Source organism: Mycolicibacterium boenickei, from assembly GCF_010731295.1.
Taxonomy (GTDB): domain Bacteria; phylum Actinomycetota; class Actinomycetes; order Mycobacteriales; family Mycobacteriaceae; genus Mycobacterium; species Mycobacterium boenickei.
Genome location: NZ_AP022579.1, coordinates 5,231,563 through 5,254,937, shown reverse-complemented (window position 1 = coordinate 5,254,937; position 23,375 = coordinate 5,231,563). Strand labels below are relative to the sequence as shown.

General features: G+C 66.8%; 24 protein-coding genes. 19 read left to right on the top strand and 5 right to left on the bottom strand.

From position 1 onward, the window contains the following. Positions 1-74: 74 nt before the first annotated feature. Complete coding sequence (locus G6N57_RS25110; protein WP_234815666.1) at positions 75-905, top strand: alpha/beta fold hydrolase; 831 nt, start codon at positions 75-77, stop codon at positions 903-905. Here G6N57_RS25110 and G6N57_RS25105 read toward each other — a convergent pair. Continuing rightward, on the bottom strand, positions 889-1,854 hold the full coding sequence (locus G6N57_RS25105; RefSeq protein ID WP_174814514.1) for an LLM class F420-dependent oxidoreductase: 966 nt from the start codon (positions 1,852-1,854) through the stop codon (positions 889-891). The two genes, G6N57_RS25110 and G6N57_RS25105, sit on opposite strands and share 17 nt — an antisense overlap. Positions 1,855-1,957: 103 nt before the next feature. Further along, complete coding sequence (locus G6N57_RS25100; RefSeq protein ID WP_407665952.1) at positions 1,958-2,419, bottom strand: M23 family metallopeptidase; 462 nt, start codon at positions 2,417-2,419, stop codon at positions 1,958-1,960. 335 nt (positions 2,420-2,754) lie between these two features. Between G6N57_RS25100 and rpsB the strand changes: the two genes are divergently transcribed. From rpsB to G6N57_RS25040, 12 genes are all read left to right on the top strand, one after another. Then, on the top strand, positions 2,755-3,585 hold the full coding sequence (rpsB, locus tag G6N57_RS25095; protein WP_036388198.1) for a 30S ribosomal protein S2: 831 nt from the start codon (positions 2,755-2,757) through the stop codon (positions 3,583-3,585). Positions 3,586-3,604: 19 nt separating this feature from the next. Then, entirely contained in the window at positions 3,605-4,432 is an 828-nt protein-coding gene (tsf, locus tag G6N57_RS25090; protein ID WP_075920798.1) for a translation elongation factor Ts, read from the top strand. A 222-nt stretch (positions 4,433-4,654) separates the two neighbouring features. Then, the gene (locus G6N57_RS25085; protein WP_077738927.1) at positions 4,655-5,509 is read left to right on the top strand and encodes an LLM class F420-dependent oxidoreductase; all 855 of its coding nucleotides are present in this window, start codon (positions 4,655-4,657) and stop codon (positions 5,507-5,509) included. Positions 5,510-5,531: 22 nt separating this feature from the next. Then, positions 5,532-7,013: an amidase gene (locus G6N57_RS25080; RefSeq protein WP_077738928.1), complete on the top strand. Its 1,482-nt coding sequence runs from the start codon at positions 5,532-5,534 to the stop codon at positions 7,011-7,013. 145 nt (positions 7,014-7,158) lie between these two features. Further along, complete coding sequence (locus G6N57_RS25075) at positions 7,159-8,349, top strand: FtsX-like permease family protein (protein ID WP_077738929.1); 1,191 nt, start codon at positions 7,159-7,161, stop codon at positions 8,347-8,349. After that, a complete protein-coding gene (locus G6N57_RS25070; protein ID WP_097925967.1) occupies positions 8,346-8,912 on the top strand; it encodes an FtsX-like permease family protein in 567 nt (188 codons plus the stop codon). Before G6N57_RS25075 ends, G6N57_RS25070 begins: the two co-directional genes overlap by 4 nt. A gap of 7 nt (positions 8,913-8,919) precedes the next feature. Next, positions 8,920-9,648, top strand: coding sequence for an ABC transporter ATP-binding protein (locus tag G6N57_RS25065; protein ID WP_077738930.1), 729 nt, complete (start codon positions 8,920-8,922; stop codon positions 9,646-9,648). A 26-nt stretch (positions 9,649-9,674) separates the two neighbouring features. Further along, the gene (locus G6N57_RS25060) at positions 9,675-11,237 is read left to right on the top strand and encodes an APC family permease (RefSeq protein WP_077738931.1); all 1,563 of its coding nucleotides are present in this window, start codon (positions 9,675-9,677) and stop codon (positions 11,235-11,237) included. Then, complete coding sequence (locus tag G6N57_RS25055) at positions 11,234-13,210, top strand: primary-amine oxidase (protein WP_077738932.1); 1,977 nt, start codon at positions 11,234-11,236, stop codon at positions 13,208-13,210. Before G6N57_RS25060 ends, G6N57_RS25055 begins: the two co-directional genes overlap by 4 nt. A gap of 144 nt (positions 13,211-13,354) precedes the next feature. After that, entirely contained in the window at positions 13,355-13,909 is a 555-nt protein-coding gene (locus G6N57_RS25050) for a hypothetical protein (protein WP_065463445.1), read from the top strand. Then, on the top strand, positions 13,910-15,073 hold the full coding sequence (locus G6N57_RS25045) for a glutathionylspermidine synthase family protein (protein WP_065463446.1): 1,164 nt from the start codon (positions 13,910-13,912) through the stop codon (positions 15,071-15,073). Between the two features lie 21 nt (positions 15,074-15,094). After that, positions 15,095-15,550: a DUF350 domain-containing protein gene (locus tag G6N57_RS25040; protein WP_097925968.1), complete on the top strand. Its 456-nt coding sequence runs from the start codon at positions 15,095-15,097 to the stop codon at positions 15,548-15,550. Here G6N57_RS25040 and G6N57_RS25035 read toward each other — a convergent pair. After that, positions 15,528-16,679 (bottom strand): glycerate kinase, encoded by a 1,152-nt coding sequence (locus tag G6N57_RS25035; RefSeq protein WP_097925969.1) that lies wholly within the window; start codon positions 16,677-16,679, stop codon positions 15,528-15,530. The genes G6N57_RS25040 and G6N57_RS25035 overlap by 23 nt on opposite strands. Before the next feature lie 64 nt (positions 16,680-16,743). Then, positions 16,744-17,175: a MarR family winged helix-turn-helix transcriptional regulator gene (locus G6N57_RS25030; protein ID WP_077738934.1), complete on the bottom strand. Its 432-nt coding sequence runs from the start codon at positions 17,173-17,175 to the stop codon at positions 16,744-16,746. Between the two features lie 45 nt (positions 17,176-17,220). Between G6N57_RS25030 and G6N57_RS25025 the strand changes: the two genes are divergently transcribed. The 4 genes from G6N57_RS25025 to G6N57_RS25010 all read left to right on the top strand — a co-directional run bounded on the left by G6N57_RS25025 (position 17,221) and on the right by G6N57_RS25010 (position 20,261). After that, the gene (locus tag G6N57_RS25025; protein ID WP_077738935.1) at positions 17,221-17,913 is read left to right on the top strand and encodes a class I SAM-dependent methyltransferase; all 693 of its coding nucleotides are present in this window, start codon (positions 17,221-17,223) and stop codon (positions 17,911-17,913) included. A 147-nt stretch (positions 17,914-18,060) separates the two neighbouring features. Further along, positions 18,061-18,810, top strand: a complete 750-nt coding sequence (gene pyrH / locus G6N57_RS25020; RefSeq protein ID WP_036445344.1) for a UMP kinase — start codon at positions 18,061-18,063, stop codon at positions 18,808-18,810. 15 nt (positions 18,811-18,825) lie between these two features. Next, positions 18,826-19,383, top strand: a complete 558-nt coding sequence (gene frr, locus G6N57_RS25015) for a ribosome recycling factor (protein ID WP_036445342.1) — start codon at positions 18,826-18,828, stop codon at positions 19,381-19,383. Continuing rightward, positions 19,383-20,261: a phosphatidate cytidylyltransferase gene (locus G6N57_RS25010; RefSeq protein ID WP_077738936.1), complete on the top strand. Its 879-nt coding sequence runs from the start codon at positions 19,383-19,385 to the stop codon at positions 20,259-20,261. The genes frr and G6N57_RS25010 overlap by 1 nt, the downstream gene beginning before the upstream one ends. Here G6N57_RS25010 and G6N57_RS25005 read toward each other — a convergent pair. Beyond that, positions 20,172-21,113, bottom strand: a complete 942-nt coding sequence (locus tag G6N57_RS25005) for a DMT family transporter (RefSeq protein WP_077738937.1) — start codon at positions 21,111-21,113, stop codon at positions 20,172-20,174. The two genes, G6N57_RS25010 and G6N57_RS25005, sit on opposite strands and share 90 nt — an antisense overlap. Before the next feature lie 197 nt (positions 21,114-21,310). Here G6N57_RS25005 and G6N57_RS25000 point away from each other — a divergent pair, with 197 nt between their 5' ends. Beyond that, positions 21,311-22,162, top strand: a complete 852-nt coding sequence (locus G6N57_RS25000; RefSeq protein ID WP_077738938.1) for a LysR family transcriptional regulator — start codon at positions 21,311-21,313, stop codon at positions 22,160-22,162. 13 nt (positions 22,163-22,175) lie between these two features. Then, positions 22,176-23,267, top strand: a complete 1,092-nt coding sequence (gene rlmN, locus G6N57_RS24995; RefSeq protein ID WP_077738939.1) for a dual-specificity RNA methyltransferase RlmN — start codon at positions 22,176-22,178, stop codon at positions 23,265-23,267. The last annotated feature ends 108 nt before the right edge of the window (positions 23,268-23,375 follow it).

Genomic DNA, 23,375 nt, shown 5'->3' with positions numbered 1-23,375 from the left:
CAACGAAGACAGGAGAACTCGCGATCCGATCCACTGTGGACCTGCCCTCCGGACCCGTCTCGTATCTCAGTTGGGTGCCCCGACAACCCGTTTCGGCTGTGGTGGTGTTGCTGCACGGCGGCGGCGTGGACAACGCCTCGTTGTCCTGGGGCGGCATCGGTCCCCGTTTGGCCGAAGCGGGTTATCGCGTCCTCGCCCCGGACCACCCGGGCTACGGCCGGAGCCCGCAGGCGCGACAACCGGTCACGCAGGACCGGTTGGTCGCCTACGTGGGGGAGTTCGTCGGTGCGATGCAGTTGGACCGCTACGTGATCGGCGGATTGTCGCTCGGCGGCGGTATGACGATCGGCCATGTTCTGGGCCGGCCCGAAGGGGTGACCGGCGCGATGCTGCTGGGCAGCTACGGCATCATGCCCCGGTTGTCGGGCGGACGGCTGTCGGGATTCCGCCAGCTGGCCACCTGGGGGATGCTGCGGACCGGCCTGCTCGGTGCGGTGACCCGTTGGGCAGGCGGCAACCGTGCCGCGATGACCCGCAGCATGCGCGCGCTGATCAGGGATCCGCGACAGCTGACCGACGCGTTGATGGACGAGATCATGACCGCGGCGGCACAACCCGGTGGATTCGACGCGTTCGAACAATGGCAGCGCGACCAGGTGCGGTGGAACCTGCTGCGTACCGACTACACGTCCCGACTCGACGAGCTGAGCTGCCCCACCCTCGTCATCCACGGCGACCGCGACCCCGGCGTTCCCGTCGCGCGGGCCCGCGCCGCTGCCGAGCTGATCCCGGACGGCCACCTCAAAGTTGTTGCAGGTGCCGGACATTGGGTTCAGCGCGACCAGCCGGATGTCGTGCTCGACGCGATGACCACTTTTCTGCAGGACATCAACGCAACAGCTTGAGCACCTCGGTCAGGTGCGGCAACGCTGATTCACGGCCCGGCCATGCGTCGAACACACTCCAATAGCTGACGCCGAATCGGCGCTGACGGTCGATCAATGCCTCCGCCATTTGCTCGTAGGTGCCCAGCAGAACGAACGGGGATTCCAGCAACAGTTCTGGATCGGCCTTCAGCGGGCCTGCCAGTTCCGCGGCGGCCTCCGCCGGATTCCCGGTGTGCACCACGAACTGGATGAGCGCGTTCAGTTCGATGTCCTCGAAACGGTCACCGGCTGCCTCGCGCACCACGGCGATCCGGTCCAGCAACCCGGCGGCATCGAAATGGGTCAGCCGCACCTCGGTGGCGTCGTGGTTGTGGCTGAACCCGGCCAGCCCGGCGATATCGGCGACCCTGCCGGCCAGCTGCAGGACCCGGGTGCCGTTGCCGCCGATGAGCAGCGGCACGTCGACCCCGGGAGCGGCGACCAGCTCGCCCGCGGCGGCCCGCACACAGAAGTGGGCGCCGTCGACGTCGACCGGCTCGCCGGCCAGCAGTGGGCGGATCACCTGGACGGACTCGATCAGACGGTCCACCCGCGTGGCACCGGGATCGAATTTCAGCCCGGCGGCGTCGTACTCGGATTTCATGTGGCCCGCACCGAGCCCCAGCTCAAACCTGCCACCGGACAGTGCTGCCACGCTCACGGTTTCCCTGGCCGTGTCGACCGGATGGCGCAGATCGTTGTTGAGCACCAGCGTGCCGGTGCGCAGAGTCGAGGTGACCGCGCAGGCAGTGGCGGCGCCGCTGAACGGAGCCAGTGTCGGCGCCAGATGATCGGGAATGGTCAGCACATCGAACCCGGCTTGTTCGACAGAGATCGCGAACTCGGCGAACTCCGCACCGCGGGGCAGCGCGGTGTGCAGCCCGCAGCGCAAAGGACGGTTGCGGTGGGATTGCGACGCGATGCTCATATGTTCCGACATTAGGCCGCACTGGCTGCCGCGCGAGCGTGCGCAAACCGCTGCTGTTCGGCGGCGCGGCGGGCGGCAGACACGCACGCTCGCGGTGCAGGGGTCACCCACCCAGCGGCTTGAGCCGGAGCGGGGTCTCGGCGAGCAGCCCGAGCGGGTTGACGTACTCCGCCTGGGAGGCCGGCCCCCACATCGCGCCCCAGTGCAGGCAGGCTGCGACCGGACAACCGGGATGCCCGGCCAGCAGGGAGCCCAGCAGCTGCCCTGTGCTCACCGCCTGGCCGGGCCGCACCGCGGCCTGCAGCGGTTCGTAGCTGGTGCGCAGCCCACCGGGGTGGGCGAGTGAGACCACCGGGCGTCCGGCCAGTACCCCGGCGAACACCACAGTGCCCGGGCCCGCGGCATAGACGGGTTGTTGCGGAGCGGCAGCGAGGTCGACGCCTCGATGGCCACGGTTCCAGTTGGGGGACGGGGCATCGAAACCCCTGGTCACCGCTGGCCGCGGGGAGACCGGCCACTGCAGGCGCGACCCTTCGGCGTGGGCGGTGGCGGGCCATGTCCACACCAATCCGAGTGTCAGTACTGTCGCGGCGAACCTCACGACTCCAGTCCAGCGCCGGCACCGGGCCGGGCGAAAGCCCCAAATCGGGGGCTGTGGATGAATGCGTCCGGCTTTGCGGCGTGGTAAAAGCAGCCCCCAGCAGCGTGTAAACTTCTACCCGCAGCTCGCTTGCGGGCTGACTTCGCGTGTCTGCGCATTCGACTGCCTCAACGGGGTCGTACCCGGATGCCGACGGTCCTGACCTGGTAATTCCAGATCGGGTTCGGCAACCAGCGGGCACCAGGGCCTGGCATCACCCGACGCCGGGCGACAACCGACATACAAAGGAACCATCACTCATGGCTGTTGTAACCATGAAGCAGCTGCTGGACAGCGGCGCCCACTTCGGGCATCAGACCCGGCGCTGGAACCCCAAGATGAAGCGGTTCATCTTCACCGACCGCAATGGCATCTACATCATCGATCTGCAGCAGACGCTGACCTACATCGACAAGGCCTACGAGTTCGTCAAGGAGACGGTCGCCCACGGTGGCACCATCCTGTTCGTTGGCACCAAGAAGCAGGCGCAGGAATCGATCGCCGAAGAGGCCACCCGCGTCGGCATGCCCTACGTGAACCAGCGCTGGCTGGGCGGCATGCTCACCAACTTCTCCACCGTGCACAAGCGCCTGCAGCGCCTCAAGGAGCTCGAGGCCATGGAGCAGACCGGTGGCTTCGAGGGTCGCACCAAGAAGGAAATCCTCATGCTCACGCGTGAGAAGAACAAGCTTGAGCGCAGCCTCGGCGGTATCCGCGACATGCAGAAGGTGCCTTCGGCCATCTGGGTCGTCGACACCAACAAGGAGCACCTGGCGGTCAACGAGGCCATCAAGCTGGGTATCCCGGTCATCGCGATCCTGGACACCAACTGCGATCCCGACCAGGTCAACTACCCGATCCCGGGCAACGACGATGCCATCCGTTCGGCTGCCCTGCTGACCAAGGTCGTCGCCTCCGCGGTGGCCGAGGGCCTGCAGGCCCGCGCCGGCCAGGGTGCCGGCGAGAAGCAGGACGCCGAGGGTGCTGAGCCGCTCGCCGAGTGGGAGCAGGAACTGCTGGCCGGTGCCACCGCAGGCACCGCCGAGGGCGACGCCGCTGCTGCGCCCGAAACATCCACTGACGCTTCGTAATTCCAGGAGAAGTCTTTAAATGGCTAACTACACCGCTGCTGACGTCAAGCGCCTTCGGGAACTGACCGGCTCCGGCATGATGGACTGCAAGAACGCGCTGGCCGAGTCGGACGGCGATTTCGACAAGGCCGTCGAGTTGCTCCGCATCAAGGGCGCCAAGGACGTCGGCAAGCGCGCTGAGCGTGCCACTGCCGAGGGCCTGGTCGCGGCCAAGGACGGCGCTCTCATCGAGCTGAACTCCGAGACCGACTTCGTCGCCAAGAACGCCGAATTCCAGGAGCTCGCCAACCAGGTCGTGGCCGCCGCGGCAGCCGCGAAGGTGAGCGACGCGGATGCCCTCAAGGCCGCCAAGGTCGGAGACGCCACGGTCGAGCAGGCCATCGCGGACCTGTCCGCCAAGATCGGTGAGAAGCTGGAGCTGCGTCGCGCGGCCTACTTCGACGGCACGGTCGAGACCTACCTGCACAAGCGTGCCGCGGACCTGCCGCCGGCCGTCGGCGTGCTGGTCGAGTACACCGCCGGGGACGCGGAGAAGGGCAAGGAGGCCGCTCACGCGGTCGCTCTGCAGATCGCTGCGCTCAAGGCCAAGTACCTCACCCGTGAGGACGTCCCGGCCGACATCGTCGCCAACGAGCGGCGTATCGCCGAGGAGACCGCGAAGGAAGAGGGCAAGCCCGAGCAGGCGCTGCCCAAGATCATCGAAGGTCGCGTCACCGGCTTCTACAAGGATGTCGTGCTGCTGGACCAGCCGTCGGTGTCCGACAACAAGAAGACCGTCAAGGCACTGCTGGACGAGGCCGGCGTCACCGTGACCCGCTTCGTGCGGTTCGAGGTCGGCCAGGCCTAACCCACCAGAAGACTCGGGCGGCACATCACACCCGATTGACGGCTCGGCCGTCGCCGCCCGCTGCAAAGCCCCGCGCTCATTCCGGCGATCCCGGAAAGCGCGGGGTTTTGTTCATTCGTGACCCGGTCGGTGCCGGGTAGTTGCTCACGCGGGGGCGAGCGGCTTTGCCGATGTGGGAGTGTGGCAGGTACGAATGGGTTGGGGAGTGGTGTTGGAGGTGACATGCGCGTAGGTGTGGTGTTTCCACAGACGGAACTCGGCGGAGATCCGGGGGCTGTGCGCGCATACGGCCAGCGTGTCGAGGAGCTGGGCTTCACCCACATCCTGGCCTACGACCATGTCGTCGGCGCTGATCCGGCCGTCCACCGCGACTGGGCGGGGCCCTACGACCTGTACACCACCTTCCACGAGCCCATGGTGATGTTCGGTTACCTGGCCGCCGTCACGTCGCTGGAGTTGGTGACCGGGGTGGTCATCCTGCCGCAGCGTCAAGCGGTACTGGTGGCCAAGCAGGCAGCCGAGGTCGACCTGCTCACCGGTGGGCGGCTGCGCCTTGGCGTCGGCCTGGGCTGGAACGCGGTCGAGTACGAGGCGCTCGGCGAGGATTTCGGTAACCGAGGCAAGCGGTCCGAGGAGCAGGTCGAGCTGATGCGTCGGCTGTGGACCGAATCGTCGGTCACGTTCGAGGGCCGCTACCACCGGGTGACCGGCGCCGGCCTGGCGCCGTTGCCGGTGCAGCGGCCCATCCCGGTGTGGTTCGGAGCGGCCTCCGCCCGGGCCCTGGAGCGGGCCGGGCGGCTGGGCGACGGTTGGTTCCCCATGGTCGGCCCCGGCGCTGAGCTCGAAGACGCCAGGGCCCGCGTCGAGCGGGCCGCCGTTTCCGCCGAACGAGATCCGGCGACCATCGGGATGGAGGGCCGCGTGAGCTGGGCCGGTGATCCGGACCAGACGGCGGCGGACATCGCGGCATGGGCCGATGCCGGAGCCACCCACGTCACGGTGAACACCATGGGCGCGGGCCTGCGGACAGTCGATGAGCATCTGGCCGCGCTGCAGAGCGTGGCTCGGACACAGTGATGTCGGCTGCTAGCGTCGCAGCGTGACCAGCAGTCCGCGCCCCGCACGCAAAGCCCCGACTCGCCTGAGCGCCTTCGGCGACGATGCCCTCGGCGAGCATGACGCCGTCGGTCTGGTGGAGGAACTGCGGGCCGGGCGGGTATCGGCAGCCGACCTGATCGAGGCGGCCATCGCGCGGGTCGAGGCGGTCAATCCGACCCTCAACGGTCTGGCTTTCGAAGCCTTCGACCGGGCTCACGCCCGCGGCGCCGCACCCAGCAGCTACGGCGGGTTCTTCGACGGTGTTCCGACCTTCGTCAAGGACAACGCCGCGGTCGCGGGGATGCCGACCATGCGCGGCACCGACGCGTGGGAACCCCGGCCGGAACCGGCCAACGGCGACTTCGCCCGGGCCTACCTGGCCACGGGTCTGGTGCCGCTGGGCAAGACCCGGCTCTCGGAGTTCGGCTTCAGCGCGTCGTGCGAGCATCCGCGACTCGGGCCGGTCCGCAACCCGTGGAACCCCGCCTACACCGCGGGCGCCTCCTCGTCAGGTTCCGGGGCCTTCGTCGCGTCGGGGGTGGTCCCCATTGCCCACGCCAACGACGGTGGCGGCTCGATCCGGATCCCTGCCGCCTGCAACGGGTTGGTCGGGCTCAAGCCCACGCGAGGCCGCCTGCCGCAGGACAAGGACATGCGGATGATGCCGCTGCGGATCGTGTCCGACGGGGTGCTCACCCGGTCGGTGCGTGACACCGCCGCACTGCTGCGGGAGATGGAACGCGTCTACCGCAACCCCAAGCTGCCGCCGATCGGCGATGTCAGCCGCCCCGGCAAACAGCGCCTGCGTATCGCGGTGTGCACGCAGTCCGTCGTGCACGACGCCGGTGTCGAGATGACCGAGCTGACCCACAAGACCGCGGCACTGCTCGAGGAGCTCGGCCACCAGATCACGGTGATCGGCAATCCGGTCCAGGCCCGGTTCAAGGACGATTTCCTGCTCTACTGGGCGTTCCTGGCGTACGCGCTCGTGCGCGGCGGGAAGCGATCCTTCGGCCCGAGTTTCGACCGCGCCAAGCTCGACAACCTGACCCTCGGTCTGGAGCATCATGCCTCTCGCAACCTGTATCGGGTCCCGGCGGCGATCGCCCGGCTGGCGCGGTCCCGGCGGATCACCGAGCACCTGTCGAACAGTTATGACGCGGTGCTCATGCCGACCCTGGCCGAGCCCACCCTGGAGATCGGCCGGCTCGACCCGACGGCGGACTACGACCAGATCATCGACCGGCTGCTGGGCTGGGTGGCCTTCACCCCGTTGCAGAACGCCACCGGGGACCCGGCGATCTCGCTGCCCCTGGCCCAGACGGCGAGCGGCCTGCCCGCAGGGATGATGCTGTCGACGACCCGCGGTCGCGAAGCGCTGCTGTTGGAACTGGCCTACGAGCTCGAGGAGGCCAGGCCCTGGCCGCGGATTCAGGATCCCGCGCCGGCGCCACGCAAACGGGCGCGAAAAGCGGTGAAGTAGGTTGATTTTGAAGCCGTCTACGGAGGACGGCGACGAAATCCGTTGTGAGGGCGACATCATGACGTAACGCCCATCGGTGGGTGTTAACTCGCGTGACACCGCGAGCTGCTTCGGGTGAAACACACGGCTCGCAGCATTCTCCACTGTGGAGACCGTAGCTTCGATACCGTCGTCTCAAGCATCCACGGCCCGTCGATCGCCGGAGATCGCGACAGCGGTGCGGACCGGAGGCACATTCTGGTGCCTGATTCGATTCGCGCTGGCCAACATTCGTCGCCGGCCTGAACGGTTTGTGTTGTCGGTGCTCGGGATCGCGCTGGCCATTGCCTGCGTCACCGTGGTGCGCACCATCTCGGCGAGCTTTGCGATCACCGGGGCTGATTCGGTCGTCGACGTACTGGGTGACGCCCAGTTGTGGGTGGTGCCGGCCGCCGGGGTGCACTATGACAACGAGGCCCGCGCCCTGGTTGCCGATGGGCCGCCGCCGGCGTTCGACCTGCCAGACGGCTGGCACGGCCGGATGACGATCTCCGGCGTGACGGTGATCGACGGCGCCGCGGTATCGCTACGCGGCAGCGACGAAGTGTCTTCTGGTGAGGCGGTTTTGGGCTCCGGTCTGGCCGGCCGGTTGGGGGTCGCGTCCGGAGAGGTGATCGACGTGGGAGCTCTGCCGCTCACCGCGAGGGTCTCGGGGCCAGGGGAGTCGATGACCGTGGCGCCCGCGTTGGCACGGCTCCTCGTAGGCGACAACGGCTGGTGGACGGTGACGGCGCCGCCGGGCGGCGAGCACCGCCGCGACCTGGGCCAGACTTTCGGCGCGGCCGTAGGGTTACCGGCCACGGCCGACCCGTCGGTGCAGCCGGAGTCCGGCGGTCACGGGCTGATCTACGACACGGTCGGCGGTTCGGGTCCGCTGAGCTTCGAGCAGAAGTTCTCGGCGCTGTTCTCGGGGCAGGTCACCGGCTCGACGCTGGGCCTGATCTCCACAATCGGGTTGGCTCTGGGATTCGTCATCGCGGTCTCGTCCTTCCTGGCCGCCGTCGCCGAACGCAAACGCGAATTCGGGATCATGAGCAGCATCGGCCTCGCCGACGAGGTGCTGTACTTCTTCCTGGTCGAATCGGCGATCGTCTTCGTGGCGGCCTACACGGTCGGTGTGGTGGGTGCGGGAATCGCTGTGGCACTGGTGATTCCGGAGATCGCCACGCTGACCGCATGGGCCCAGGCGGCCGGAATGGTGGCTGCGTTCCTGCCGGCGATGGCGATCGTCGGCGCCCTGGTGCCCGTGCATCGGCTGCTGCAGCAACGTCCGGTCGACCTCCTGGGGGCAAGGTGAACAGCAAGGGGCTGGCCTACGGCTGGCTGTCCGCCCGGCGGCGGATCCGCGAGATGGTGCTGCCAGTGGTGACCACTGCCACCGGAGCCTTCCTGGTGGTGCTGGTATTCGGCATGTCGTCGGGGATCCGTGCGCAGTCGGCGGCACTGGGGCATGCCGAGGAGATCAACCGGGCGGTGATCCTGATCGCCGTCACCGTGCTGCTGGTCGGGGTGGTCGAAGTCGCGGTGGCCACCACCCGCACCGTGGCGCACCGTACCCGTGAACTCGGGGTGCTGGGAGCCAACGGCATACCCCGCGCGCCCGTGATCGCCGCTCTCCTCGTCGAACCGGTGGTGGCCGCTGTGCTCGGCTCGCTGCTCGGTGCGGTCTGCGCAGGTGTCACCGGGGTCGTGGTCGCTCTGGTGGGCCTGGCGCCCACCGGGGTGTCCTACTCCGGGTTGGCGGTCGGCGCGGCGATCGCCGTCGCGGTCAGCGTCGCGGCCGCGGTCGCAACGAGTTTCGTACCCACCTTCAACGCCGCATCACGTCCACCCATTCGATCCCTGACCTCGGGAGGCTGAGCCGAACATGACCGCACTTCACGACACCGCCGCTGCCGCACCGGAGCACGCCGACCCGGTCAGGAAGCCGGTCATCGAGGTCAGCGACGTATGGAAACTGCACAAGCTCGGCGACGAGGTGGTCAAGGCCCTCGTCGCCGCCGAACTCCAGGTGATGCCGGGGGAGTTCGTCTGCCTGATGGGACCGAGCGGTAGCGGAAAGTCCACGCTGCTCAACATCATCGGCGGGCTGGACCGTCCGACCAAGGGCACCGTCACGATCAGCGGACGGGACACCGCACAGTTGACGGAGAGCCAGTTCGCCGCCCTGCGGCACGACACCATCGGCTTCATCTTCCAGAGCTACAACCTGATCCCGTTCCTGTCCGCGGTCGAGAACGTCGAGCTACCGCTGATGTTCGAGCCGTACGACCGGAAGTCGTTGCGCAAGCGCGCAACCGAACTGCTCGAGCTGGTGGGCCTCGGGCACCGGGTGCACCACCAGCCCACGAAGATGTCGGGTGGGGAACAGCAGCGCACCGCGATCGCGCGGTCGCTGATCAGCAGCCCGACCTTGGTACTGGCCGACGAGCCGACGGCCAACCTCGACCACCGCACGGGGGAGACGGTGGTGCGCATGCTGCGTGACCTGTGCTCGACATTGGGCGTCACGGTCGTCGCAAGCACCCACGATCCCACGGTGGCCGATGAAGCGAGCCGTGTCGTCCGGATGCGAGACGGACAAATCCTCAGCTGAATCAACGGTATTGGGAGACGACTCAAATGACACAAGAACTGACCGCGCACGCGAGGAGCAATCCGACCGAGGCCGCGGCGCCGTCAGAGCGTGACAAGCTGATGACCACCGAGCTGGTCCCCGAACAGATCCTGCCCAAGGTGATGAGCACCTTCGGCCTGACCGCGGCCTACGTCTTCATCATCTGTTGGATCACCGGCTCTTCGGTGATGGCGACTGGAGGGTGGACCGCCATCCCCATGTGGGTGCTGGGCATCCTCACGTTCCTGGTCCCGGCCGGCATGGCCGTGGTGGAACTCGGCAACCTGTGGCCCGGGCAGGGCGGTGTCTACATCTGGGCCACCCGGACGATGGGGGAGACCTGGGGCTTCATCGGCGGCTACCTGTCGTGGGTGCCGGTGATCCTCAATGCCGCGTCATCGCCCGCGGTGGTCCTCTCATTCCTGTTGTTGGCCTTCCATACCGAGCTCGGGGTGATGACGAGCGTCATCCTGCAATTGGTGATCCTGTGGACGGTCGTCGGATTGGCACTGGCGAAGCTGGCCGCCAATCAACGGATAATGAACGTCGTCTTCGTCGTGTTCGGCATCCTCGCCCTGACGATCTTCATCTCGGGGGTGCTCTTCGCTGTGAAGCACGGTTCGGCGACGCCGTTCAGTTGGTCCGAGGCGACGATTCCCAACTTCGCGGTATCGGGCTTCCTGTACGGCACCGTGCTGCTCTACCTGCTCGGTGTGGAGACGCCGTACAACATGGGTGCGGAGTTCCTGTCGGTGCGCAAGAGCGGCCCGCGAATGATCCTCTGGGGTTCGACGGCGCTGGTCGCCATCTATCTGCTGACGACGCTGGGCACGATGATGGCGTTGCCCACTGCGGAGATCGACGCCGTGACGGGTGTCATCGGCATGCTGGACGTCGCGGGATTCCCCGGGCTGATGGAGATCTGCGCGGTCGTACTCGCCTTGATCATCATCGTCGCGTTGATGACGTATCAGGTGGCCTACTCACGGTTGATCTTCGTCTCCGGGCTGGAGCGGCACCTGCCGCGCATCTTCACCCATCTCAATCCGCGCACCCGTAATCCGGTGTCCGCCATCCTGATCCAGGGGGTCATCTCGTCGCTGCTCATCGTCGGCCTGTACTCGCAGAGCAGCCTGGTCAACACGACGATCTTCCTCCAGGGCGGCCTGTCGACCGTGTGGCTGCTGTCCGGCTTCTTCTTTCTGATCCCGGTCGTCATCGCTCGCAAGAAGTACGCGGATCGCTATGCGAACGAGGCCTTCTGGCGCATCCCCGGCGGCATGGTCGGCGTCTGGATCACCGTGATCGTCGGCACCCTCGGCACCATCGGCGGGGTCTACTACTCGTTCGCGAAATCATGGCTCACCAGTGCCGGGGTCGGGGATGCCGAGTGGATGAAGTGGGTCGGCAGCATCAGCATCGGCATGTTCGCACTCGGGCTGGTGGTCTACATCTTCGGCCGCCGCTCGGCGCACAAGGTCTCGCAGGAGGATGCGCTGGCCCACCTCGCCGTGTTCGACCTCACCGCCGACGACTCGACTGCAACCAAGGAGGATCTTCCCCGATGACCATGGACAGCACCCTGGTGCCGACCGAGTCCACCGATGTCGCCGGCCGCTATCCGCTCGACCCACTGACCGGGGCCGAGATCGAGGCGGCCGCTGCCGTGATCAGCGAATCGGCCTACGCCACACCGACGTTGAAGTTCGTGATGATTCAGCTGGCCGAGCCGGCCAAGACTGCCGCGTTGTCGTTCGCGGGGGAGGCCGAGGTGCCGCGTCAGGCGTTCGTGACGATGTACGACGGTGCCGCCAAGCTGATCTACGAGGCTGTCGTCGACCTCGACGCGAGGGTGATCGACTCGTGGACCCCGATTCCCGGCCGGTTCCCGTCCTATCTCGTCGAACACATGACGGGGGTGGAGGAGAAGGTGCGCGACGACCCGCGATGGCAGGAGGCCATGCGCAAGCGGGGGGTCACCGACTTCAGCCTGGCGATGATCGACCCGTGGCCGGCCGGCTACTACGGCGCGCAGGACCATTACGAGAACTCGCCGCTGATCTGCCGACCGCTGACCTTCATGCGCGCGGCACCGTCGGAGAACGGCTACGCGCGGCCCGTCGAAGGTCTCATCGTGACGTTCGACCTGGACAGCATGGAGATCATCGACATCGAGGACCACGGCGCGGTCCCCTTGCCGTCCAAGGCCGGCAACTACTCCGGGCAATTCATGTTCACGCCCGACAACCGACCCGCGTTCACGCAGTTTCGCGACGACGTCAAGGCGATCGACATCACCCAGCCGCACGGGCCCAGCTTCAAAGTCGACGGATGGAACGTCACCTGGCAGAAATGGTCGCTGCGGGTCGGGTTCAACCCCCGCGAGGGCCTGGTGCTGCACGAGGTGACCTACGCCGACCGTGGCGAGGTCCGGCCCATCATGTATCGCGCCGCACTGTCGGAAATGGTCGTGCCCTACGGTGATTCGTCGCCGACGCACTGGAACAAGAACGTCTTCGACATGGGCGAGGTGGGGATGGGCTTCTCGGCCAACCCGTTGACCCTTGGCTGTGACTGTCTCGGCGAGATCTTCTACTTCGACGGCACGGTCAACGATTCCAGCGGCAACGCCGTCACCATCCCCAACGCCATCTGTATGCATGAGGAGGACTACGGGATCTCCTGGAAGCACACCGATTTCCGCACCGGCGAGGTCGAGGTCCGCCGGTCCCGGCGGCTGGTGATCTCGATGATCTGCACGGTCGGCAACTACGAGTACGGCTTCTTCTGGTACTTCTACAACGATGCGTCCATCGAGATGGAGGTCAAACTCACCGGCGTGCTGACCACCGGTGCGATTCCCGACGGCGAGACGCCGCGCTGGGGCAAGATGGTGGCGCCCGGGATGTACGGACCCAACCACCAGCACTTCTTCAACTTTCGCATGGACATGAGCGTCGACGGCCCGGCAAACAGTGTGTACGAGGTGGATTCGGTGCCCGAGCCGGATCCGGAGCTCAACCCGCACCACAACGCCTGGATCACCCGGGACACCCTGGTCGCGTCGGAGGCCGGCGGCGCCCGGGACTGGGAGCATTCGACGGGCCGGTACTGGAAGGTGGTCAACCCCGCCAAGCTCAACGAGTTCGGCGCACCGGTGGGCTACAAGCTGATGCCCAAGGACATCGTCCCGGTGATGGTGCAGGAAGGGTCGGTGATCTACGACCGGGCCCGGTTCGTCCAGCACAACCTGTGGGTCACCCGCTACGACCCCAAGGAGCTCTACGCCGCGGGTGACTACATGTATCAGTGCGCCGAGGCGCAGGGGCTGCCGCAGTACGTGGCTGACGACGCGTCGCTGGAGAACACCGACATCGTGCTCTGGTACACCGTGGGTGCCCACCATGTGGTCTGCCCGGAGGACTGGCCGGTGATGCCGTGCCACTACACCGGCTTCAAGCTCAAACCGGTGGGATTCTTCGACGGCAATCCGGCTCTGGATGTTCCGCCCTCACCGCCGGCGGCGTGCCACCACCACTGAGTCACGCCCCCTGACTGGCCCGGGCGCCCCCGAATCGCGGGTGCCCGGGCCTGCTTCGTGCGGACGTTTCGTCAACTGCCGGGGCGGCGAGCGTCGGCTTGCTCTTATGATGACCGTCAGGTGTCAGAGTTTGCGGGGGTGTGAATGACGTCTGGGCCAGACGAGCAGTGGAGCCAGGACGATCGTGGATCGATTCGTTGGCAGGATCCGGCTACCGCCACACCGCGGCCGCCGACCGTGGCCGAGGCGCGCCAGCGGGACAAGATGCAGAAGGAGCGCGAGGCCGCCGAGGAGTGGGCCAGGCAGCAGGAGGAGACGCGCGAACGGCGGGCCGCCACCAACAAGAAGATCTTGATGGGCTCGGTGGCCGTGGTCGGTGTGGTCGGAGTCGTCGCGCTGGGCTACCACCTCCTGCACAAGGAGGAAATCGCGGCGTCGTGCGTGAAGGAGGGCACCAACGAAGTGGTGCCCGATTCGTATTGTTCCAGCGGCCACAGCAGTTCCGGGGGCACCTTCATCTACCTGGGCTCGCCGTACCGGTACTACTACGGCGGCAACAACGGCGGGGTGGGCACCATCGCCCGGGGTGGGACCATCGAACAGCCCAAGGGCACCACCGCCAAGACCAAGTCGGGGACGTCGATCTCGCGCGGCGGTTTCGGCTCGTCGTCGAGCTACGGCAAGAGCTCGGGGAGCTGAATGCGCCGCCAACGCAGTTCCCCGCGACCAGGCTGGGAACAGATCGTCGCCGACCAGGGGATGTGTTACGGGACTCCGGCGCGGGACGCGACCGGGGCCGACCGCCCGTACTGGGACGAATCGGTGCACTACGTGTTCGACATGGACGAGGTGCTGTCGATCGAGGCCTCTGTCGAGGTGTTGCACTCGATGTGCCTGGAGGCCGTAGAGCACGTGGTGCTGACGGGCCGGTACCGCGATTTCGGGCTTCCCGAGTGGAGCTGGGAACACATCGAGAAGTCCTGGCGGCGCAGCGATCCACACCTCTACGGCAGATTCGACCTGCGCTACGACGGTCGCAGGCCGCCGGTCCTGCTGGAATACAACGCCGATACACCGACCACCCTGCTGGAAGCGGCGATCCTGCAGTGGCACTGGAAGACCGATGTCTACCCGGCCGACGATCAGTGGAACTCGTTGCACGAGAAGCTGGTTGCCCGCTGGACGGAGATCCGCGACCGCCTGCCGGGAGCCGAGACCTACTTCACCTGGTCGGGGGCCGAGCACACCGGTGAGGATCACGTCACCGTGGCCTACCTGCAGGAGTGTGCGGCCGAGGCCGGCCTGCACACGGTGGGCCTGGCCATCGAGGACATCGGGTTCGACCGCGACCTCGACCGGTTCGTCGACTTGGAGGAAGCTCCGATGTCGTCGATCTTCAAGCTCTACCCGTGGGAGTGGATGCTCGACGACGATTTCGGCCGCCGGGCCGTCGAACAGTTGCCGGCCACCATGTGGGTGGAACCGCTGTGGAAGACGTTGCTGAGCAACAAGGCCATCCTGGCGGTGCTGTGGGAGATGTACCCCGGGCATCCGAATCTGTTGCCCGCCTATGTCGATGACCCACACGAGCTGACCGACTACGTGCGCAAACCCAAACTCGGGCGAGAGGGCGCCAACATCACCATCGTGGGCGCCGGGTACGAGACCGAGACAGGCGGCGTGTACGGCGAAGAGGGCTACGTTTACCAATTGCTCGACCCGCTACCGCAATTCGACGATATGCGCCCCGCACTTGGAGCGTGGATCGTCGGTGACGAATCCGCCGGACTCGGGATCCGCGAGACCTCGGGTCTCGTCACCGACAACGGCGCCGCCTTTGTGCCACACCGCATCCCGCAGTGACCCGGAAGGAACAACCTCTCTATGACTACCACCATGGTTGCGCTCGGCTCCGATTACTGGTCACTCCTCGGCCACGGGGTGTCGGCGATCGTGCTGTACTCGATCGTCGGCGTGGCGCTGATGGTCCTGGGTTTCTACGTCATCGACTGGACCACGCCCGGTCCGTTGCGGACCCTGGTGCAGGCCGGGCGCCCCAACGCCGCTGCAGTGGCGGCCTCCGGTGTGGTGTCGATGGCCTTCATCGTCGTCATGGCCATCTACAGCTCGTCAGGTGACCTGATCCAGGGCCTGATCACCACGCTGGTGTTCGGCCTGTTGGGTATTGCGGCCCAGGCCTTCTCGGTCCGGTTGGTCGGTGCGATCAAGGGTATCGACATCGGCGGCGTTCTCGCCTCCGAAAAATTCACCCCGCAGGTCCTGGTCGTGACGGCTTCGTATGTGGCCTTCGGCCTGATCATCGCGGCGGCAATCCTGTAGCTTCCGCTACAGGGGCCCGGCACACCGCGGCGGCCGCGCGGGTCAATGCGGCGGGGCCGTCACGCAGGGCCTGGTCCAGCGGGGTGCCCGGCTCGGTGATGGCCACCAGCTTCTCCACACCGTTGGCCAGCAGGACGTCGGCATCGGCTGCCACGCGGCCGGCGAAGATCACCACCCGTGCACCGCTGCCCACGGCCAGCTGGGCGACCCCGAACGGCGTCTTGCCCAGCATGGTCTGGGCATCGACGCTGCCTTCTCCGGTGAACACCCAGTCCGCTCCGCTCAGTGATCGTCGCAGTCCCACCGTCTGGGCGATCAGGTCGACGCCGGGGACGCATTCGGCGGCAAGGAATTCCATCAGGCCGAAGCCGAGCCCGCCGGCGGCGCCGGCCCCCGGGCGGTCGGGCCGGGCGTGCCCGAGTGCGGTGTCGGTCACCGCCACCAGTCGCGTCAGCGCGGCTTCGAGCACCTCCACATCCTTGGGGTCTGCACCCTTCTGCGGGCCGAAAACCGCACTGGCACCACCTGTTCCGAGCAGCGGCGCCGTGACGTCGGACGCGATCCGGATGTGGGTGTCAGCCAGTCGGGTATCCATACCCGAGACGTCGATGTGCCGGAGCCCGGCCAATGCCGCACCGCCGGGTGGCAGTACGTCACCCGCGGTGTCGGTGAAGGAGGCGCCCAGGGCGGTGAGCATGCCGGTTCCGCCGTCGTTCGTCGCCGATCCGCCGATCCCGATCAGCAGCTCGGTCGCGCCGTGATCCAGTGCCGAAATGATGAGTTGTCCGACCCCGAATGTGCTGGCACGCAGGACATCCCGGTCAGGCTTGGCAACCAGTTCCAGTCCGGAGGCGCTGGCCATCTCGATCACGGCCAGCCGGCGCGCGGCGACATAGCCGTACGTGGCGTGAGCGGGCCGCCCGAGTGGATCGCTGACCTCGACCGTGATGCGCTCGCCGCCGAGTGCGTCGACGACGGCGTCCACCGTCCCCTCACCACCGTCGGCCATCGGCACCCCGATGCACTCGGCGTCGGGCAGTACCGACCGGACACCCTCGCGCATCGCCGCCACCGCTTGCGACGCTGTCATCGACTCTTTGAACGAGTCCGGGGCCAGAACGATCTTCATCCGTCTGGAACTTACCGACTGTGCGGCCGCACGGCGCGGCATGAGCGGCAGGGGAGCGCGCCGCTCAGATCACCGCGTGGGCCAGGAGTCGCTTGAGTTCGCGTCGCTGCTCGGTGTCGAGCCGGTCGAGTACCTCGTCTTCGGCGGCGAGCACGGCGGCTTCGGCGCGCTTGAGCAATCCGGCTCCCTCGGCGGTGAGCTCGGCCGGCAGCGCCCGTCCGGAATTGACGGTGGCAGGCCTGCGCACCGCGCCCCGGTCCTGCAGTCCGCGCAGCACGTTGTTCATCGCCTGCGGTGAGACGTTGGTGTGCCGGGCGAGCTCGGCGTTGGACTGACCGGGGGCCATGGACAGCACTCGCAGGCAGACGAACTCCGGCAGCGTGAGCCCGAGTGGTTGCAGCTGCGCGGTGACCTTGGGCTGCAACACCGCGACCACGCGATACATCAGGTAACCGAGAGGCTGCTCTTCCAGGATGCCCCCCATATCGGAGTTCATATCAAGCATATTGACACATATCAACCAGGTTGATATACCGGACGTATGACCACACCAAGCGAAATGTCTGACGCAATGTTCGAATCGGCCTACCGCGGTGAGGCTCCCGAATTCGCCGGAGTGCGCCCGCCGTGGAGTATCGGCGAACCGCAGCCCGAGATCGCGGCGCTGATCGCCGAAGGCAAAGTCCATGGCGACGTGCTCGACGCCGGCTGTGGGGAGGCGGCCACCGCGCTGGACCTGGCGGCACGGGGATTCACCACCGTCGGGCTGGACCAGTCGGCCACCGCCATCGACCTGGCCCGGGCCGAGGCCGCCAAGCGTGGGCTGACCAACGCCACCTTCGAGGTCGCCGACATCAGCGCGTTCACCGGTTACGACGGCCGCTTCGGGACGATCATCGACTCGACTCTGTTCCACTCGATGCCCGTCGAACTGCGGGATGGGTACCAGCAGTCGATCGTGCGCGCCGCCGCGCCCGGTGCCTCGTACTTCGTGCTGGTGTTCGACAAGGGAACGATGGGTGACACCGGGCCCGCGAATCCGGTCAGCGAGGACGAATTGCGCGAGGTCGTCGGCAAGTACTGGGTGATCGACGATGTGCGGCCGGCGCGAATCCACGCCCATGTGCCAGCGCAATTCGCCAACTTCGCGGATTTCGCCGGAGCGGACATTCGCGACGAGGGCAACGACCGCAAATCGATCGCCGCCTGGCTCCTTCAGGCGCACCTGGGGTAGCCGGTAGCCGAACTGCGCCCGCCGGCGACACTCGGTCCGCAACGGCTCCCCCCACTAGGTGTGCTGCCCGCCATAAGGCAGGATAGAGAGGCCGTCCAGGGGTAACCCGGGGTGGCTCTCTACATGCGAGGAGTGCCGAGGAGACCCATGGCGGATCCGAATATCACCGGCGAGGGCGCAGCACCCATCCGTCCCTTCTACACGAGGGTTCTGCTGAAGCTTGGCGGAGAGATGTTCGGCGGTGGCGAGGTCGGCCTCGACCCCGATGTCGTTCATCAGGTGGCCCGCCAGATCGCCGCGGTGGTACGTAGCGGCGTCCAGGTCGCGGTCGTGATCGGCGGCGGCAACTTCTTCCGTGGCGCCCAACTGCAGCAGCGCGGCATGGAGCGCACGCGCAGCGACTACATGGGCATGCTCGGAACCGTGATGAACAGCCTTGCGCTGCAGGACTTCCTGCAGAAAGAGGGCATCGACACCCGCGTGCAGACCGCCATCACCATGGGCCAGGTCGCCGAGCCGTACATCCCGCTGCGGGCCGTGCGGCACCTCGAAAAGGGTCGCGTCGTCATCTTCGGTGCCGGCATGGGCCTGCCGTACTTCTCCACCGACACCACCGCCGCGCAGCGCGCCCTGGAGATCGGGGCCGACGTGGTACTGATGGCCAAGGCCGTCGACGGCGTCTACACCGCCGACCCGCGCGAGGATCCGAACGCCGAGCTGCTCACCGAGGTCAGCCATCGCGAGGTCATCGATCGCGGCCTGCGGGTCGCCGATGCCACCGCCTTCAGTTTGTGCATGGACAACCGGATGCCGATGCTGGTGTTCAACCTGCTTACCGAAGGCAATATCGCCCGCGCGGTGGCGGGTGAGAAGATCGGAACACTGGTCACCACCTAAACGGGAGAAGCCGACGTGATCGACGAAACTCTCTTCGACGCTGAAGAGAAGATGGAAAAGGCCGTGAGTGTGGCGCGGGACGACCTGGCCACCATTCGGACCGGCCGGGCCAATCCGGGCATGTTCTCCCGCATCAACATCGACTACTACGGGGCGATGACGCCGATCACGCAGATGGCGAGCATCAATGTCCCCGAGGCGCGCATGGTCGTCATCAAGCCCTACGAGGCCGCGCAGCTCAAGCCGATCGAGGACGCGATCCGCAACTCCGACCTCGGGGTCAACCCGACCAACGACGGCAGCATCATTCGGATCTCGATTCCGCAGCTCACCGAGGAGCGCCGGCGCGACCTGGTCAAGCAGGCCAAGTCCAAGGGCGAGGACGCAAAGGTGTCGGTGCGCAACATCCGCCGTAAGGCGATGGAAGAGCTGAGCCGGATCAAGAAAGACGGCGAAGCCGGCGAGGACGAGGTCGGACGGGCCGAGAAGGACCTCGACAAGTCCACCCACACCTACACCAGCCAGATCGACGACCTGGTCAAACACAAGGAAGGCGAACTGCTGGAGGTCTGATGGCCGATCAGCAAGTACCTTTCGTGACAGACACACCGGTCGGAGAACCGCAGAAAAAACAGTCCCGGGCCGGCCGTGACCTGCCGGCCGCCATCGCCGTCGGCGTCGTCCTCGGCGCCATGGCGATCGGGACACTCCTGTTCGCGCCGATTTGGTGGCTGCCGTTGCTCGCGGTGGCCATCGCCATCGCCACCCATGAGGTGGTCCGGCGGCTGCGCGAGCACGGTTACGCGTTGCCCGCCATCCCGCTACTCCTCGGCGGCCAGGCGATGATCTGGCTGACCTGGCCGTACGGCGCGCTCGGCCTGGTGGGCGCCTACGGCGGGACGATCGTCGTCTGCATGGTGTGGCGTCTGATCGGGCAAGGTCTGGACCGGCAACCGGTCAACTATCTGCGCGATATCGCCGTCACGGTCCTACTCGCCACGTGGGTGCCGTTCTTCGCGGCCTTCACCGCACTCCTGATCTTCGCCGACCACGGCGGCGCCAGGGTGTTCACCATCATCGTGACGGTCGTCTTCGCCGACATCGGCGGCTATGTCGCGGGCGTCCTGTTCGGCAAGCACCTGCTGGCGCCGGCGATCAGCCCCAAGAAATCCTGGGAGGGCCTCGGCGGCTCGCTCGTATTCGGCATCACCGCGGCCGTCCTCTCTGTGGCGTTCCTGCTGGACAAGCCCGCATGGGTGGGCGCGCCGCTGGGCCTGTTGCTGGTCGTCACCGGCGTGCTCGGCGACCTGGTCGAATCGCAGATCAAGCGTGACCTCGGCATCAAGGACATGGGGACGCTGCTACCCGGCCACGGCGGGATCATGGACCGTATCGATGCGATGCTGCCCTCGGCCGTCGTCGGCTGGATCGTCCTGACGCTTCTCGCCTAGCCCGCGTGCACCTGACGCGTTCAGCCAGCACGCGACAGCTCCGAGGACCAGTCCCGCGGCGATTCCGAGGTTCACCCGCTCGCCGAGCATGAACCAGGACAACACCCCGGCGACCGCGGGGATGACGCAGAACAGCATCGCGACCGCCGAGGCGCCGTGCAGATTGATGGCTCGCACGTACAGCGACACCCCGAGCATGGCATTGAGCAGCACCACGCCTGCCACCGCCAGCACGGCCTTGGTGACGTCATGCACCTCGACCGGTGTGGTGAGCGCAAGCGCCAGGGCCGGTATGAACGCGACGGCGTTCTGCACCGATGTTGAAGCCCGGAAGTCGACATCGGAGCAGAACCTCTGCTGATAGACCCCGCCGGCGGCCAGGCCGAGCAATGCCACCAACAACAATCCGACCGCGGGGTCGATCCCGCCCGAGGCCATCAGTCGCGTCGCGCAGGCCGCCAAGACAGCGGCGACGCCCAACACCAAGGCGAGCACCCGGCGCGGTGTCAAGCGGTCGCGCAGGAACACCGCGGCCAGCAATGCCGTCGCGACCGGGTTCATCGCGATGACCACCGCGCAGAGCACTGCCGGCGCGCCGTGCTGAATCGCGATGTAGAGCGCGCAGAACTGCACGGCCTGCATCAGCAGACCCGCGAAGGCGACGTGGAGCAGCTTGCGGCCGGTGGGAAAGCGGACCCGGGCCAGCGCCGCCCAGGTGCCGAGGAACAGGCCGGCCAGCCCGAATCGGAAGGCCAGCACCGCCATCGGAGACAGCGCATGTACCGCGAGGTTGCCGATCGGATAGCCCAGGGCGTAGAAGAACGTCACGGTCGTCGCCGTGCGCATCGGCATCGGCTGAATTGCTCCTCGCGTGCGCAGTGCAGTCGTCGCCATGGTCCCCATCGTGGGTGAGCGGCGTACCGCCGGTCCAACGATTATCGGCAATCGGGATCGATCGCAGATGCTAATCGTTGTGGCGGAATAACTCGTGAAATGGACGGGATCCCGTGGTTTTTGATCGTATGTGCTGATCGGAGTACCTTGGCCGCATGGGTCAGGTGCTGGATATCGCTCCGCTGCGCAGCCTGGTGGCTGTGGCGGACTGTGGCGGGTTTCACCGCGCCGCGGCGGTGTTGCACATGACGCAGTCCGCGGTCAGTCAGCACGTGCGTCGGATCGAGGCCGTCGTCGGCGGTCCCGTCGTCGAACGATCCGGCCGCGGGGTCGCCTTCACCGAACTGGGGCATCGCGCCCTCGGCCACGCGCGCAGCATCCTTGCCGCGCACGACGCGGCGTTGGCCGATCTCGGTGCGGCCGAGGAACAGGTGCTGCTGATCGGCGCCACCGAGCACGGCGCCGACGTCATGTTGCCCGCCCTCACGTCGGCACTGGGCGAGCGGTTGCCGGACTGGCGGTTGCGGTTCCGTCTCGACCGGAACGTGATGCTCGCCGATGCCATCGAACACGGTCTGGTCGATCTGGCCGTGATGCTCGACGGCTCCGGACTGGATCCCGCTCATGCCTCCGGAACGCTTGCGCTGAAGTGGGTTTCGGGCCGCGGCTTCGCTGCGCAGGCTAATGAGCCGTTGCCCGTGGTGATGTTCTCCGAGCCGTGCACATTGCGCGAACCCACGTTCGCCACGCTCGAACGGTGTGGCATCGACTACCGCATCGCCGCGGAATCCGCCGACCTGTCGGGCTTGTTCGCAGCGGTGCGCTCCGGTCTGGGCGTGGCGCTGCTGCCGATGATCGGCCGCCTACCCGATGGACTGTGTCTGGCCGAGGGCCTGCCCCCGGCCAGCCGCGCATCGGTCTTCGTGCGCGGCCGCGCCGGGGTGGACGCGGATGTCCTGGACACCGTTGAACGGACCGTTCATGACGTTCTCGCCGAACAAGCCTGATACTGGAAAGAACATGAAGCAGGAATTGGTCTTCGAAGCCCCACGACGCGGTATGCCGCCGCGACACCTCGCCGACCTCGACGAGGACGGCCGCGCGCAGGCCGTCGCCGATCTGGGGTTGCCCAAATTCCGGGCCAAGCAACTGGCCAACCAGTACTACGGCCGCCTGATCGCCGACCCGAAACAGATGACCGACCTGCCGGCCGCCGTGCGTGACCAGGTGGCCGAGGCGCTGTTCCCGACGCTGATCGATCCGGTGAAGCAGATCCAGTGCGACGCGGGGGAGACCCGTAAGACGCTGTGGCGCGCGGGCGACGGCACGACATTCGAGTCGGTGCTGATGCGCTATCCGCAGCGCAACACCGTGTGCATCTCGTCGCAGGCCGGATGTGGCATGGCCTGTCCGTTCTGCGCCACCGGGCAGGGCGGCCTGATGCGCAACCTGTCCACCGCCGAGATCCTCGAACAGGTCAGGGCGGCGTCGTCGGCCATGCGGCTCGAACATGACGGCCGGCTGTCCAACATCGTCTTCATGGGCATGGGTGAGCCGTTGGCCAACTACAACCGGGTGGTCGCCGCCGTCAAACGCATCATCGCGCCGCCGCCGAACGGTTTCGGGATCAGCGCCCGCTCGGTGACGGTGTCGACGGTGGGCCTGGCCCCGGCCATTCGCAAACTGGCCGACGAACGCCTCGGCGTCACCTTGGCCCTGTCCCTGCACACCCCCGACGACGAACTACGCGACACCTTGGTGCCGGTGAACAACCGGTGGAAGGTCGACGAGGTCCTTGACGCCGCGCGGTACTACGCCGACGTCACCGGCAGGCGCGTGTCCATCGAATACGCGTTGATCCGCGACATCAACGACCAGCCTTGGCGCGCAGACCTTTTGGGAAAGAAACTGCACAGCAAGCTGGGGCAGCTCGTGCACGTCAACCTCATCCCGCTCAACCCCACGCCGGGCAGCAAGTGGGACGCCAGTCCCAAACCGGTCGAACGTGAGTTCGTCAAACGTGTTCAGGCCAAGGGCGTGTCGTGCACCGTGCGCGATACCCGGGGGCGGGAAATCGCCGCGGCCTGTGGCCAGCTCGCCGCCGAAGGCTGAGCCGCGCTTTCTGCGCCGAGACCGCGCTTTCTGCGCCGAGACTGCGCACAGATCGAGTTCTCGCGGAAAATAGCGATCTGTACGCAGTCTCGATGGCCTGTATGCAGT